Origin of the sequence: Streptomyces sp. NPDC000410 (genome assembly GCF_040300305.1) — a bacterium.
GTDB lineage: Bacteria > Actinomycetota > Actinomycetes > Streptomycetales > Streptomycetaceae > Streptomyces.
This window is the reverse complement of sequence record NZ_JBEPDM010000086.1, coordinates 1-15,975: the sequence shown is the minus strand read 5'-3', so window position 1 is coordinate 15,975 and position 15,975 is coordinate 1. Positions and strand designations below refer to the sequence as shown.

At 70.8% G+C, this 15,975-nt stretch carries 1 protein-coding gene and 1 pseudogene; both read left to right on the top strand.

The annotated features are described in order from the left end of the window. Nucleotides 1–4,139 (top strand): annotated as a pseudogene (locus ABT342_RS36785) (amino acid adenylation domain-containing protein); the annotation flags it as partial. A 53-nt stretch (nucleotides 4,140–4,192) separates the two neighbouring features. Beyond that, nucleotides 4,193–15,975, top strand: an 11,783-nt coding sequence (locus ABT342_RS36780; protein ID WP_351583519.1) for a non-ribosomal peptide synthetase, incomplete at its 3' end; no start/stop codon positions are given.

Below are 15,975 nucleotides of genomic sequence, written 5' to 3'. Positions count from 1 at the left end.
TGTCGCATGTGACGTTGCCGCCTGCGGTGTTGGCGACGTTGGATGAGGGGTTGATTGATCGGGGTGTGGTGTTGGTGGTGGCGGGTGAGGCGTGCCCGCCGGAGGTGATGGCGCGTTGGGCTCGGGGTCGGGTGATGTTCAACTCGTACGGTCCGACGGAGACCACGGTGGATGCCACGTTGTGGCGGTGTGATCCGGAGGCGGGTGAGGTCGCGATCGGCCGGCCGGTGGTCAATACCCGGGTGTATGTGCTGGATGAGTCGTTGTCGCCGGTGCCGGTGGGTGTGGCTGGTGAGTTGTATGTGGCGGGTGCGGGTCTTGCGCGTGGTTATGTGGGGCGTGCGGGTCTGACGGCGGAGCGGTTCGTGGCTAATCCGTTCGGTGCCGGGGGTGAGCGGATGTATCGGACGGGTGACCGGGCGCGGTGGACGGTGGATGGTCAGCTGGTCTTCGCGGGGCGTACGGACGATCAGGTCAAGTTGCGTGGTTTCCGGATCGAGCCGGGTGAGATCGAGGCGGTCCTGGTCGCGCACGGGCAGGTCGGGCAGGCGGCGGTGGTCGTCCGTGAGGACACGCCGGGTGACAAGCGCCTGGTCGCCTACGTCGTACTCGCCGGTGTTGTTCGGGGCGAGGTGTCGGGGGTGTTGCGGGAGTTCGTGGCGGCGCGCCTGCCGGAGTACATGGTGCCGTCGGCGGTGGTGGTGTTGGACGAGCTGCCGTTGACGCGGAACGGGAAGTTGGACCGCAGGGCGCTGCCGGTGCCGGAGCTGGCGTCGTTGTCGGGCGCGGGTCGTGGGCCGGTCAGTGTGCAGGAGGAGTTGCTGTGCGGGGCCTTCGCTCAGGTGCTCGGCCTGGAGAGCGTCGGTGTTGATGACGACTTCTTCGCGCTGGGTGGGCAGTCGCTGTTGGCGGTGCGGCTGGTGAGTCGGATCCGGGCGGTGCTCGGTGTCGAGATCGAGATCCGTGCGCTGTTCGAGGCGCCGACGGTCGCCGGCCTGGCGGCCCGACTGGCCGGCGAAGGCCCAGCGAGGCCGGCGCTGACACCAGCGGTACGCCCGGAGCGGGTGCCGCTGTCGTTCGCACAGCGCCGCCTGTGGTTCCTCGGCCAGCTGGAAGGCCCGAGCGCCACCTACAACATCCCGGTCGCGGTACGACTGACCGGCCAGGTGAACCGGTCAGCACTGGATGCGGCGCTGCGGGACGTCCTCGCACGGCACGAGGCACTGCGCACGATCTATCCGGCCGAAGGTGGCCGCCCCTACCAGCAGATCCTCGATGTCGAGGGCCTGGCGTGGGAGCTGCAGAGGGTGGAGGTGGCGCGGGAGGAGCTGGCCGGTGCGGTTGCCGCTGCGCAGGGGTATGCCTTCGATCTGTCGGCTGAGGTGCCCTTCCGGGCCTGGCTGTTCACGGCCGGACCGGACGAGCATGTGCTGGTCGTGGTCGTGCACCACATCGCGGGCGACGGCTGGTCGAACGGTGTGCTGGCGCGCGATGTGACAAGCGCGTACGCGGCCCGGTGTGCGGGACGGACGCCGCAGTGGACCGGGCTCCCGGTGCAGTACGCCGACTACACCCTTTGGCAGCGTGAGCTGCTGGGTGCCGAGGACGACCCGGAGAGCCTGCTGGCCCGTCAGATCGCCTACTGGCGCGAGGCACTGGCCGAGATACCGGAGGAGCTCGACCTTCCCTTCGATCGTCCGCGCCCTGCGGTGGCGAGCTACCGCGGCCATGAGGTGCCCCTGGAGATCCCGGCGGAGGTGCATGCGCGGCTGGTCGAGCTGGCGCGGGCCGAGGGTGTGACGGTGTTCATGGTCTTGCAGGCTGCTTTGGCCACCTTGCTGTCCAGGTTGGGTGCGGGTACGGATGTTCCGATCGGGTCGGCGGTTGCCGGTCGTACGGATGAGGCGCTGGACGATCTGATCGGCTTCTTCGTGAACTCGCTGGTGATACGTACTGACCTCTCCGGCGACCCGACGTTCCGTGAGGTGCTGGGACGGGTGCGGGAGGCAGGACTGGGGGCGTTCGCCCATCAGGATGTGCCGTTCGAGCGCCTGGTGGAGGAACTGGCCCCCACGCGCTCCCTGGCCAGGCATCCGCTCTTCCAGGTGATGCTCACGCTCCAGAACAACGACGAGGCCGTTCTGGACCTGAACGGCTTGCGTTCCGAAGCGATGCCGCCGGGGGAGCCGACGGCGAAGTTCGACGTCGAGGTGAGTGTGGGGGAGGAGTTCGACGGTGACGGTGCGCCGGCGGGGCTGCGGGGCGTCGTGATCGTAGCCGCGGACCTCTTCGGCGTGGAGAGCGCCGAGCGGTTGGCGGCGCGGTGGGTGCGGGTGCTGGACACGCTGACTGCTGATCCGCTGGTGCGGGTGGGTGAGCTGGATGTGCTCGATGCGGGTGAGCGTCGTCGGGTGTTGGTGGAGTGGAATGACACGGTGGGCGAGGTGCCGGCTGGGACGTTGGCGGGGTTGTTCGAGGTGCAGGTGGGGCGGTCTCCGGGTGCGGTGGCGGTGGTGTTCGAGGGTGTGGAGGTGTCGTACGCGGAGTTGGATGTTCGGGCGAATCGTCTGGCCAGGTTGTTGATGGGTCGGGGTGTTGGTCCGGAGTCGGTGGTGGGGGTGGCGTTGGAGCGCGGGGTGGATCTGTTGGTGGCGCTGCTGGGCGTGTTGAAGGCCGGAGGGGCCTATCTGCCGGTCGACCCGGAACTTCCCCAAGAACGGGTCGAGTTCATGCTCGCGGATGCGGGCGCGGTCCATGTCGTGACACCGGACGTGGTGGAGGAATCGGCCGGGCTTGATGGTGGTCCGGTGGGTGACCGGTCGTTGTTGCCTTCGCATCCGGCGTATGTGATCTACACGTCGGGGTCGACGGGTGTGCCGAAGGGTGTGGTGGTGTCGCATGAGGGTGTGGTGAACCGTCTTGTGTGGATGCAGGAGCGGTTCGGGTTGGTGGCGGGGGAGCGGGTTCTTCAGAAGACGCCGTTTGGTTTCGATGTGTCGGTGTGGGAGTTGTTCTGGCCGCTGTTGACGGGCGGGGTGTTGGTGGTGGCCAGGCCGGGTGGGCATCGGGATCCGGGTTATGTGGCGCAGCTCATTGGTGAGCAGCAGGTGTCGACGGTGCATTTCGTGCCGTCGATGCTGGAAGTGTTCCTGCGCGAGCCCGAGCTAGCAGGTTGTTGGGATCTGCGGCGGGTGGTGTGCAGCGGTGAGGCGCTGCCTGCTGCGGTGGTGGAGCGGTTCTTCGACCTCATCGACGGTGTGGAGCTGCACAACTTGTATGGGCCGACGGAGGCTTCCGTCGACGTGACCGCTTGGCAGTGCGCGCCCGGCGAGGGTTCGGTGCCGATCGGCCGGCCGATCACGAACACCAAGACGTTCGTGCTGGACGGTGCGCTTCAGCCGGTGCCGGTGGGTGTGGTCGGTGAGCTGTATCTGGCGGGTGTGCAGCTGGCACGTGGCTATGCCGGGCGCCCGGGGCTGACGGCGGAGCGGTTCGTCGCCGGCCCGTACACGAAAACCGGTGAGCGGATGTATCGGACCGGGGATCTGGTGCGGTGGAGTGCGGATGGTGCGCTGGAGTATCTGGGGCGGGCGGATGATCAGGTGAAGATCCGGGGGTTCCGGATCGAGCCGGGTGAGGTTCAGGCCGTGGTCGCCGGCCATCCGCAGGTTGCGCAGGCGGCGGTCGTGGTCCGTGAGGACGCCCAGGGCGACAGTCGCCTCGTCGCCTACGTCGTACCGGAATCAGGCGGCAGCAGTGAACTTCCGGATGCTGTGCGGCAATTCGCATCGGGCCGAGTCCCGGAGTACATGGTTCCGTCTGCCGTGGTCGTGCTCGATGCGCTGCCGTTGACGGTGAACGGGAAGCTGGACCGCAGGGCGCTGCCCGCCCCGGAGTACGCGGCCGGTACCGGCCGTGCCCCGGCCGACGCGCGCGAGGAAGCCATATGTGCCGCGTTCGCGGAAGTCCTCGGACTGGAGAGCGTCGGCGTGGACGACGACTTCTTCCTGCTGGGCGGACATTCCCTGCTGGCCACCGAACTCGTCAGCTCGATCAGGCAATCCCTCGGCATCGACATACGGATCGCCGACATCTTCGAGGCACCCACAGCGGCCGGGCTCGCAAGCCTGGTCGGAGACAAAAAGTCAGCTAGGCCGGCGTTGCGGCCGATGCGCAAGCAGGAGGAGTCCTGATGCTTCCGTTGTCGTTCGCGCAGCGCCGGTTGTGGTTCGTCGAGCAGCTTCAGGGCTCGAACCCCACATACAACATTCCCATCGCCTTGAGGTTGTTCGGCGACCTTGACCGACAGGCGCTCGCCGGGGCGTTCCGGGACGTGCTCGGACGCCACGAAGTGCTCCGTACGGTGTTCGCCGTCGATGGCGGTGAGCCGTACCAGCGCATTCTGGATCTTGAGGATCTGGACTGGCGGCTGACCGTGGCCGAGGTGGCCCCTGCGGAGCTCGACGGCGCTGTCGCCGACGCCGCAGGGCGTGCCTTCGACCTGTCGGCGGAGGTGCCGATCCGGGCGTCGCTGTTCTCGACCGGGCCCGACGAGCACGTGCTGTTGGTCGTCGTGCACCACATCGCGGGCGACGGCTGGTCCATGGGCCCGCTCGCCCGGGACGTGTCGATCGCGTACGCGGCGCGGCGCGAGGGACGTGCTCCGCAGTGGGAGCCGCTGCCCGTGCAGTACGCGGACTACAGCCTGTGGCAGCGCGAGCTGCTCGGCGCCGAGGACGACCCGGACAGTCTGCTGAACCGTCAGGTCGACTACTGGCGCGCGACGTTGGCCGATGTGCCGGAGGAACTCGAGCTGCCCTTCGACCGGCCGCGTCCGGCGGTGGCCGGCTATCAGGGGCACAGCGTGCCACTGGAGATCCCCGCGGAGGTGCACGCGCGCCTGGTGGAGCTGGCGCGGGCCGAGCGCGTCACGGTGTTCATGGTGTTGCAGGCCTCGTTCTCGGTACTGCTGTCACGGCTCGGAGCAGGCACCGACATCCCGATCGGCGCGGCGATCGCCGGGCGTACCGACGCGGCGCTGCGCGAGCTGGTGGGATTCTTCGTGAATACGCTGGTGCTGCGCACGGACCTGTCGGGGGACCCGACGTTCCGTGAGGTGCTGGCGCGGGTGCGGCAGGCGGGGCTGGGGGCGTACGCGCACCAGGACGTGCCGTTCGAGCGGCTGGTGGAGGAGCTGTCGCCTGCTCGTTCGCTGTCCCGTCATCCGCTGTTCCAGGTGATGCTCACGCTTCAGAACACCGCCGACGCGGTGGTGGACCTTCCCGGCCTTCGGGTCGAGGAGATGCCGGCCGACCTGCCGGTGGTGAAGTTCGACGTCGCGGTGAGCCTGGAGGAGGCGTTCGACGCCGAGGGAACTCCGGCCGGGCTGCACGGCTCCTTGACGGTGGCGACGGACCTGTTCGATCCCACGAGCGCCGGGCAGCTGGCGTGGCGCTGGGTGCGGGTGCTCGAACTGCTGGCCGCCGATCCCCAGGTGCGGCTCGCCGCGGTGGACGTGCTGGAAGCGGATGAGCGGCGCCGGGTGCTGCTGGAGTGGAACGACACGGCGGCCGACGTGTCGCCGGTGCCGGTGGTCGGACGGTTCGAGGCGCAGGTGGCGCGAACCCCCGACGCGGTGGCGGTCGTGTCGCAGGGCGAGGAGCTGAGCTACGCGGAGCTGGACGCACGGGCGAACCGGCTGGCGCGGCTGCTGATCGACCGCGGGGTCGGGCCGGAGTCCGTCGTGGGGCTGTGCCTGCCGCGCGGGATCGAGATGATCTCGGCCGTCCTGGCGGTGTGGAAGGCCGGGGGTGCGTACCTGCCGATCGACGCGGAGCTGCCGGCGGAGCGCATCGCGTTCATGCTGGCCGACTCCGAGGCCGTGCTCCTGCTCGGTACGCGGGAGGTGCTCGACGGACTCCCGACGGACGAGGTGTCCTCGTTCGCTCTCGACGCCCCGGCTCTCGTCGCCGACATGGCGCAGCTCCCGGCGACCACGCCGGGAGTGGAGGTGGCGCCGGCCGGTCTTGCGTACGTCATGTACACCTCGGGGTCGACCGGCACGCCGAAGGGTGTGGCCGTCACACAGGACTCGCTGTCCAACTATGTGTCCTCGGCGCCGGGCCGGGTCGGGTTCGGCGAACCAGGCAGCCGGTACGCGCTGCTCCAGGCGCAGGTGACCGACCTGGGCAACACGACCGTGTTCGCGAGCCTGGCCACGGGCGGGCAGCTGCACATCCTGGGTGAACAAGCGGTCACTGACCCGGTGGCGGTGGCGGAGTATCTGGCCGAGCACGCCATCGACCACGTCAAGGCAGTGCCTTCGCACCTGGCGGCGCTGAGCGGTGCGGGCGGTGTCGCGGCGGTGCTTCCCGCCCGGTCCCTGGTGCTGGGCGGCGAAGCGGCGCCGGCCCCGTGGGTACGGGAGCTGGTGGCGGCGGCGGGGGACCGGGAGGTTTTCAACCACTACGGGCCGACCGAGACCACGATCGGCGTGGCCACCGGACGGCTGTCCGCCGCGCTGGTGGCCGATGGCGCGGTGCCGGTGGGCACGCCCATCGCCAACACCCGCCTGTACGTCCTTGACGCCTCGCTCTCTCCGGTGGCGCCGGGTGTGGTGGGCGAACTGTACGTCGCCGGCGCGGGGCTGGCGCGCGGGTACGTGCGCCGGGCCGGGCTGACCGCCGAGCGCTTCGTGGCGTGCCCGTTCGGCGCTCCGGGCGACCGGATGTACCGGACCGGTGACCGGGCCCGGTGGACGACGGACGGGCAGCTGGTGTTCGCCGGCCGGGCCGATGAACAGGTGAAGATCCGTGGGTTCCGGATCGAGCCGGGGGAGGTGCGGTCCGCCCTGCTCGCGCATCCGGCGGTCGCGCAGGCGGCGGTCGTCGCCCGCGAGGACACACCCGGTGACACCCGTCTGATCGCCTACCTGGTGCGCGCCGAGAGCGCAGGCGCCACAGGGGCGGCCGGTGAACTCGCTGCGGACGTCCGGGAATTCGCCGCACGGCGGCTGCCGGGGCACATGGTCCCCACGGGGTTCGTGATCCTTGACGCTCTGCCCTTGACGGCCAACGGGAAGCTGGACCGCAAGGCGCTGCCCGCACCCGAGTACACGGCAGGTACCGGCCGGGCGCCGGCCAACACCCGCGAGGAGCTGGTGTGCGCCGCGTTCGCCGAGGTGCTCGGCCTGGAGCAGGTCGGCGTGGACGACGACTTCTTCCGCCTGGGCGGGCATTCGCTGCTGGCGGTGTCGTTGGTGGAGTGGCTGCGGGTGCGCGGCGTGCCCGTGTCCGTACGCGCGCTGTTCCAGACGCCGACTCCGGCCGGGCTCGCCGCGGCGGCGGGCACCGAGCGCGTGGCGGTCCCGGCGAACGCGATCCCCGCGGGCGCGCGGGAGATCACACCGGAGATGCTGCCGCTGGTGGAGCTGTCCGCCGAGGAGATCGAGCGGATCGTCGCGAGTGTCCAGGGCGGCGCGGCCAACGTCGCGGACGTGTATCCGCTCGCCCCGCTCCAGGAGGGCCTGCTCTTCCATCACCTGTTGGCGGCCGGCGGCGATGACGCGTACGTGACGCCGACGGTGCTGGAGTTCGACACCCGGACGCGGCTCGACGCGTTCGTGGACGCTTTGCAGCGGGTGGTGGACCGGCACGACATCTACCGCACGGGTGTGGTGTGGGAGGGACTCCGTGAGCCGGTGCAGGTGGTGTGGCGGCACGCCGTACTGCCGGTGCAGGAAGTCGTCCTGGACCCGCAGGCCGCGGACCCGGCGGCCGAGCTGCTCGCGGCCGGTGGGCTGTCGATGGACCTGGGGCGGGCGCCGCTGATCGACGTCCACGTCGCTGCCGGGCCCGGTGCGGACCGCTGGCTGGCACTGGTCCGGATGCACCACATGGTGCGGGACCACACGGCGCTGGCCGTGGTGCTGGACGAAGTACGGGCGTTCCTGTCGGGCCGGGGTGGTGAACTGGCCGAGCCGATGCCGTTCCGCGACTTCGTCGCACAGGCGAGGGGCGGCGTGGAGCGCTCGGAGCACGAGCGGTTCTTCGCCGACGTCCTCGGGGACGTCACCGAGCCGACGGCGCCGTTCGGGGTGCTGGACGCGCGCGGTGACGGGACGGGGGTCGTACGGGCGCACCTCCCCTTCTCACCGGAGCTCGTGGGCCGGCTGCGGGAGGTCTCACGACTGCTGGGGGCCAGCCCGGCGACGGTGCTGCATGTCGCATGGGCGCGGACACTGGCGGCGGTCAGCGGCCGCGACGATGTGGTCTTCGGCACCGTGCTGTTCGGCCGGATGAACGCGGGCGCGGGCGCTGACCGGGTCCCTGGCCCGTTCATGAACACACTGCCCGTACGGGTGCGCGTCGACGAAGCGGGTGTCCTGGCGGCGGTGGCCGGCATGCGTGCGCGGCTGGCGGGACTGCTCGAGCACGAGCACGCCCCGCTGGCGGTGGCCCAGCAGGCCAGTGGCGTACCGGCGGATGCGCCGCTGTTCACCGCGCTGTTCAACTACCGGCACAACGCGGGCCGGGTCTCCGGCCCGGACGCGGACGAGGCCGGCGACGCGCATGCGGACCAGGCCGGCGACGCGGGGCTGGAAGGAATCCGCACGCTGCTCCTGCGCGAGCGCACGAACTATCCGCTGACCGTGTCGGTCGATGACGACGCGCACGGGATCGAACTGGCCGTCGACGCCGTGGCACCCATCGACCCGGAGGCGGTGTGCGCGCTTCTGCGCACCGCCCTGGACGGCCTGGTCGCCGCGCTGGAAGACGCACTGGAGGGCGGCCCGGAACTGCCGCTGGGCGCCGTGGCCGTGCTCGGTGCCGACGAGCGGCGGCGGGTGCTGGAGGAGTGGAACGACACCGAGGTGGAGGTCGCGGACTCCACGATCGCGGAGCTGTTCGAGGCCCAGGTGGGGCGGACCCCGGGTGCGGTGGCGCTCGTGTTCGAGGGTGCGGAGGTGTCGTATGCGGAGCTTGACGCGCGGGCGAACCGGCTGGCGCGGCTGCTGATCGACCGAGGGGTCGGGCCGGAGTCGGTGGTGGGCGTTGCGCTGGAGCGCGGCGTGGACGTGGTGGTGGCGCTCCTGGCGGTGTTGAAGGCCGGAGGCGCGTATCTGCCGCTGGACCCGGCGTACCCGGCGGAGCGCATCGCGTTCATGCTCGCCGACGCGGGCGCCGTGTCCGTGCTGGGCGCCGGAGACACGGGCCTGGAAGACAGCACCGGTGTGCCGGTCGTGGCCCTCGACGACCCGGCGGTCGTCGCCGAGCTGGCCGCTCTCGACGGCGATGCGGTGACCGAGGGCGAACGGCTGGGTGTGCTGCTGCCGGAGCATCCGGCGTACGTCATCTACACGTCGGGATCGACCGGGGTGCCCAAGGGCGTGGTGGTCGAGCACCGGTCCGTTGTGAGCCTCCTCTCGTGGGCTGCCGCGGAGTTCTCGTCGGCCGACTTCTCCCGGGTGCTGGCGTCGACGTCGCTCAGCTTCGACGTGTCGGTGTTCGAGGTGTTCGGCCCGCTGGTGTCGGGCGGCAGCATCGAATTGGTACGGGACGTCCTCGCGCTGGCCGACCGTGGAGCCGACAGCGGCCCGCTGAGCCTGATCAGCGCCGTGCCCTCCGCGCTCTCGCAGGTGCTCGGCGGGGGCGCGGTGGAGGCTCGGGCGAGGACCGTGGTGCTCGCGGGCGAGGGGCTCTCCTCCTCGGTCGTGCAGGGTATCCAGGGAGCGCTGCCGGGAGCACGCGTCGCGAACATCTACGGACCGACCGAGGCGACGGTGTACTCGACGGCGTGGTTCGCCGAGGGCGAGGTGGGCGGAACTCCGCCGATCGGCCGGCCCATCGCCAACGCACGCGCCTTCGTACTGGACCGGTCCATGGCCCCCGTGCCGGTGGGCGTCCCGGGAGAGCTGTACGTCGCGGGGGCGGGCCTCGCGCGCGGATACGTGAACCGCGCCGGACTGACGGGCGAGCGGTTCGTGGCGGACCCGTTCGGCGGTGCGGGCTCACGGCTCTACCGCACCGGGGACCTGGTCCGGTGGAACGCCGACGGGCACCTGGAGTACCTCGGGCGCGCCGACGAGCAGGTGAAGATCCGTGGGTTCCGGATCGAGCCGGGCGAGATCGAGGCAGCTCTCACCGCGCACCCCGGCATCGTCCGCGCGGTGGCCCTCGTCCGTGAGGACAGCCCGGGGGACAAGCGACTGGTCGCCTACGTCGTGCCCGAAGAAGGCGCGGACGTGGACAGCGGCGCCCTGTCCGCGGCCGTACTCGGATTCGTGGGCGAACGCCTCCCCGGGCACATGGTGCCCTCGGCCGTGGTGGTCCTGGACGCGCTGCCGTTGACGTCGAACGGCAAGCTGGACCGCAAGGCCCTGCCTGCCCCCGAGTACACCACCGGTGCCGGCCGGGGTCCCGCCACCATGCAGGAAGAGCTGCTGTGCGGAGTGTTCGCGCAGGTCCTCGGGGTGCCGGCCGTAGGGGTGCACGACAGCTTCTTCGAGCTGGGCGGGCATTCGCTGCTCGCGGTGCGGCTGGTGAGCCGGATCCGAACCGTCCTCGGCGTCGAGCTGCCGCTGCGGACCCTGTTCGACGCGCCCACGGTCGCCGGTCTCGCCGACCGGCTGGGAGGGGCCGACGAGGCCCGGCTCGCGCTGACCGCCGTGGCCCGTCCGGAGCGGGTGCCGCTGTCGTTCGCACAGCGCAGGCTGTGGTTCATCGGGCAGCTGGAAGGCCCGAGCGCGACGTACAACCTTCCCGTCGCACTGCGGTTGAACGGCGATGTGGACCGTACGGCACTGAACGCGGCACTGCTCGACGTGATCGGGCGGCACGAGGTGCTCCGCACGGTCTTCCCGACGGCCGAGGGCGAGCCGTACCAGCACGTCCTGCGCCCCGACGGCCTGACGTGGGAGCTCCAGGTCGTGGAGGTGATGCCGCAGGAGCTGCCCGGTGCGGTCGCCGCGGCCCAGGAGTACACCTTCGACCTGTCGGCGGAAGTGCCCCTTCGCGCCTGGCTGTTCACCACCGGACCTGACCCGGACGAGCAGGTGCTGGTCGTGGTCGTGCACCACATCGCGGGCGACGGCTGGTCCATGGGCCCGCTGGCCCGGGACGTATCTGTGGCCTACGCGGCGCGACGCGCGGGGTCGGCGCCCGACTGGACCGAACTGCCGGTGCAGTACGCCGACTACACGCTGTGGCAGCGCGAACTGCTCGGGGACGACACGACCACCACCAGCCTGATGACGCGCCAGATCGACTATTGGCGCACGGCATTGGCGGGATCACCCGAAGAACTGACGCTGCCGTTCGACCGGCCCCGGCCCGCGGCCGCCGGCTACCAGGGACACAGTGTGCCGCTGGACGTACCGGCCGAACTGCACGCACAGCTGACGGAGCTGGCCCGTGCCGAGGGCGTGACCCTGTTCATGGTGCTCCAGGCCGCCTTGGCCACGCTGCTGTCGCGGCTGGGCGCCGGCACCGACATCCCGATCGGCTCGGCGATCGCGGGACGTACCGACGAGGCACTGGACGACCTGGTCGGATTCTTCGTGAACACGCTGGTCATACGCACCGACCTGTCGGGGGACCCGACATTCACCGAACTCCTGTCACGGGTACGGGAGAGCGGACTCGGAGCCTTCGCGCACCAGGACGTGCCGTTCGAGCGCCTGGTGGAGGAGCTGGCCCCCGCACGCTCACTGTCGCGGCACCCGCTGTTCCAGGTGCTGCTCACCCTTCAGAACACGGACGAGGCCGCCCTGGAACTGCCCGGTCTGAGCTCCGAGAGCTTCGAGGCGCAGCCGACCGCGGCAAAGTTCGATCTTGATGTGAGTGTGCGGGAGGCATTCGACGCAGAGGGCGCGCCGACGGGCCTGCACGGTTCGGTCAGGGTGGCGGCCGATCTGTTCGACGCCGAGAGCGCCGGGCAGCTGGCGCGGCGGTGGGTCCGGGTACTCGAACTGCTGGCGGCCCGGCCGCAGACCCGGCTCAGCGCGGTGGACGTACTCGGCGAGGACGAGCGGCGCCGGGTTCTGGTCGAGTGGAACGACACGGGCGCCGAGGTCGCGGCTTCGACGGTTACCGGGCTGTTCGAGGCGCAGGTGGCGCGGACGCCGGACGCGGTGGCGATCGCGTGCGACGGGGCCGAGGTGACGTACGGCGAGCTGGACGCGCGGGCGAACCGGCTGGCCCGACTCCTCATCGGCCGAGGGGTGGGACCGGAGACGCTGGTGGGCCTGTGCCTGGAGCGCGGCGCCGACATGGTCGTCGCGATCCTCGCGGTGTGGAAGGCGGGCGGTGCGTATCTGCCCATCGACGCGGACTACCCGGCCGAGCGGATCTCCTTCATGCTCGCCGACGCGGCACCCGGACTGGTGCTGGCGGAGGAGGACACCACCCCGGTGGTTCCGGATGCGGCCACTGTGCTGGTGCTGGATTCGCCCGCGGTCCTGGCCGAGTTGGGACGGCAGCCGGCCGCGGGCGTGTCCGAGGGCGAGCGAACGGGTTCGTTGTCGGCGTCGCATCCGGCGTACGTGATCTACACGTCGGGGTCGACCGGGGTGCCCAAGGGCGTGGTGGTGGAGCACCGGTCGGTGGCCAGCCTCCTGTCGTGGGCAGCCACGGAATTCTCCTCGGGCGAGTTCTCCCGCGTACTGGCGTCGACATCGCTGAGCTTCGACGTGTCCGTGTTCGAGCTGTTCGGCCCGTTGGTGTCGGGCGGCAGCATCGAGCTGGTACGGGACGTGCTGGCACTGGCCGACCGGGACCGTGACGCCTGGCCGGTGAGTTTGATCAGCGCGGTGCCGTCGGCTCTGTCGCGGGTGCTCGCCGGGGGCGGGGTGCGGACCGAGGCACGGACGGTGGTCCTCGCGGGTGAGGGCCTTTCCGCGTCGGCGGTACGGGGCATTCAGGAGGCGCTGCCCGGCGCGAAGGTGGCGAACATCTACGGCCCGACCGAGGCGACGGTGTACTCGACGGGATGGTTCGCGGACGGGGCGGTCCAGGGGACTCCGCCGATCGGCCGACCGATCTCGAACGCGCGGGCATTCGTACTCGACGGAGCCATGTCTCCGGTACCGGTGGGCGTGGTCGGCGAGCTGTACATCGCCGGTGCGGGGCTGGCGCGTGGATACCTGCGGCGTCCCGGTCTGACGGCCGACCGGTTCGTCGCGGATCCGTACGGTGCGGCCGGCGCGCGGCTGTACCGGACCGGGGACCTGGTGCGCTGGAACGCGGACGGCGAGCTGGAGTACCTGGGCCGGGCCGACGAGCAGGTCAAGATACGCGGCTTCCGGATCGAACCCGGCGAGATCGAGACCGTACTGACCCAGCACTCCTCCGTCGCCCAGGCCGTGGTCGTGGCCAGGGAGGACGTGCCGGGAGACAAGCGGCTGGTGGCCTACGTCGTGCCCGTTGCCGGAGAGGGCAGTGACACCGGGCTGCCCGCGGCTCTGCTCGCTTCCGCGGCCGCCCGGCTGCCGGGGCACATGGTGCCCTCGGCGGTGGTGGTCCTGGACGCGCTGCCGCTGTCGTCGAACGGCAAGCTCGACCGCAAGGCCCTGCCCGCCCCCGCGTACGCGCACGGCACGGGCCGGGGCCCGGCCAACGCCCGCGAAGAAGTCCTGTGCGCGGCATTCGCCGAAGTCCTCGGTGTGCGGAACGTCGGCGTGGACGACAACTTCTTCAACCTGGGCGGACATTCGCTGCTGGCGGTCACCTTGGTGGAGCGGCTGCGGGCCGGCGGAGTGGCGATCTCGGTGCGGGCGCTGTTCGAGGCACCGACGCCGGCGACCCTCGCGGCGACGGCGGCGAACGAGCGCGTCGCGGTGCCGCCCAACGCGATTCCGGCGGGGGCGTCGGCCATCACACCGGAGATGCTGCCCCTGGTGGAGCTCTCGGCGGCGGAGATCGAGCGCGTGGTCGCCGGCGTCGAGGGCGGCGCGGCGAACGTCGCCGACGTGTATCCGCTGGCGCCACTGCAGGAGGGACTGCTGTTCCACCACCTCCTGGCGGGTGACGGCGAGGACGCGTATGTGACGCCGACGGTGCTGGAGTTCGACACCCGGGCACGTCTTGACGCGTTCGTTGGTGCTCTGCAGCGGGTGGTGGACCGGCACGACATCTTCCGCACGAGCGTGGTGTGGGAAGGACTGCGGGAGCCGGTGCAGGTCGTGTGGCGGCACGCCGTACTGCCGGTGCAGGAAGTGGCTCTGGACCCGCAGGGGACGGACCCGGCGGCCGAGCTGCTCGCGGCCGGTGGTCTGTCGATGGACCTGGGGCGTGCCCCGCTCATCGATGTGCACACGGCCGCCGAGCCGGGCTCGGACCGCTGGCTGGCGTCGGTACGGACGCACCACATGGTGCAGGACCACACGGCACTGGAAGTGGTACTGGAGGAGGTGGAGGCGTTCCTGGCGGGACGCGGTGACGAGCTGGCCGAGCCGCTGCCCTTCCGGAACTTCGTGGCGCAGGCGCGGGGTGGAGTGGACCGGTCGGAGCACGAACGGTTCTTCAGCGACCTCCTGGGCGATGTGAGCGAGCCGACAGCACCCTTCGGGGTCATGGACGCGCGCGGCGATGGAACCGGTGTCGTCCGGGCAGGCCTGGCGTTCTCGTCGGAGTCGGCCGCGCGGCTGCGGGAGGTGTCGCGCCGACTGGGTGTGAGCCCGGCGACGGTGCTGCACGTGGCGTGGGCGCGCACGCTCGCGTCGGTCAGTGACCGTGACGACGTGGTCTTCGGAACCGTGCTGTTCGGCCGCATGAACGCGGGCGCGGGCGCGGACCGGGTTCCTGGCCCGTTCATGAACACACTGCCCGTACGCGTAAGGGTCGACGAGGTCGGTGTGCGGGAAGCCGTCGCCGGGACACGGTCACAGCTGGCCGGGCTCCTCGAGCACGAGCATGCGCCGTTGGCCGTGGCCCAGCAGGCCAGTGGAGTGGCCGGGGACGTACCGCTGTTCACATCGCTGCTCAACTACCGGCACAACGCGGGCCTGCGCCGCCCCGGCCAGAGCGCGGACGAAGCACACAGCGAGGGACTTGAGGGAGTCAGGACCCTGTCCGTGCGCGAGCGCACGAACTATCCGCTGACCGTGTCGGTCGACGACGACGGTGACGGGGCCGGAATCAGGCTGGCCGTGGACGCGGTGGCCCCGATCGACCCGGAAGCCGTCGGCAGGCTGGTGCGCACCGCGACCGAGAACGTGGTGGCCGCGTTGGCGGCGACGCTGGACGGTGGTGGTGCGGACCTGCCGTTGACATCGGTCCAGGTGCTGGGGCAGGACGAGCGTCGTCGGGTGTTGGTGGAGTGGAACGACACCGGGGTTGAGGTGCCGGTTTCGACGATTCCGGGGTTGTTCGAGGCGGGGGTGGCGCGGACGCCGGATGCGGTGGCGGTGGCTGCTGATGGGGTCGAGGTGTCGTATGCGGAGCTGGATGCGCGGGCGAATCGTTTGGCGCGGTTGTTGATCGGGCGTGGGGTGGGGCCTGAGTCGGTGGTCGCGGTCGCGGTGGAGCGTGGTGTGGATCTGATGGTGGCGTTGCTCGGTGTGCTGAAGGCGGGGGGCGCGTATCTGCCGGTGGATGCGGAGTATCCGGTGGAGCGGGTCGCGTTCATGGTCGGGGATGCGGGTGCCGGGGTGGCTGTGGTGTCCTCCGCGCTGGGGCATGTGCTGCCCGGGTCGCTTCCTCGGGTGGTGCTGGATGCGCCGGGGGTGGTCGGGGAGTTGGCTGCGTTTGATGGCGTGGTGGTGTCCGATGGTGAGCGGATTGCGCCGTTGTCGGTGTCGCATCCGGCGTATGTGATTTATACGTCGGGGTCGACGGGTGTGCCGAAGGGTGTGCTGGTGTCGCATGTCGGGTTCGCGAGTTTCGCGGCGGGTCATGCTCGGTGGCTGGGTGTGGGGTCGGGGGATCGGGTGGGGCAGTTCGCGTCGGCGGGGTTTGACACGTTCGGCTGGGACTGGTG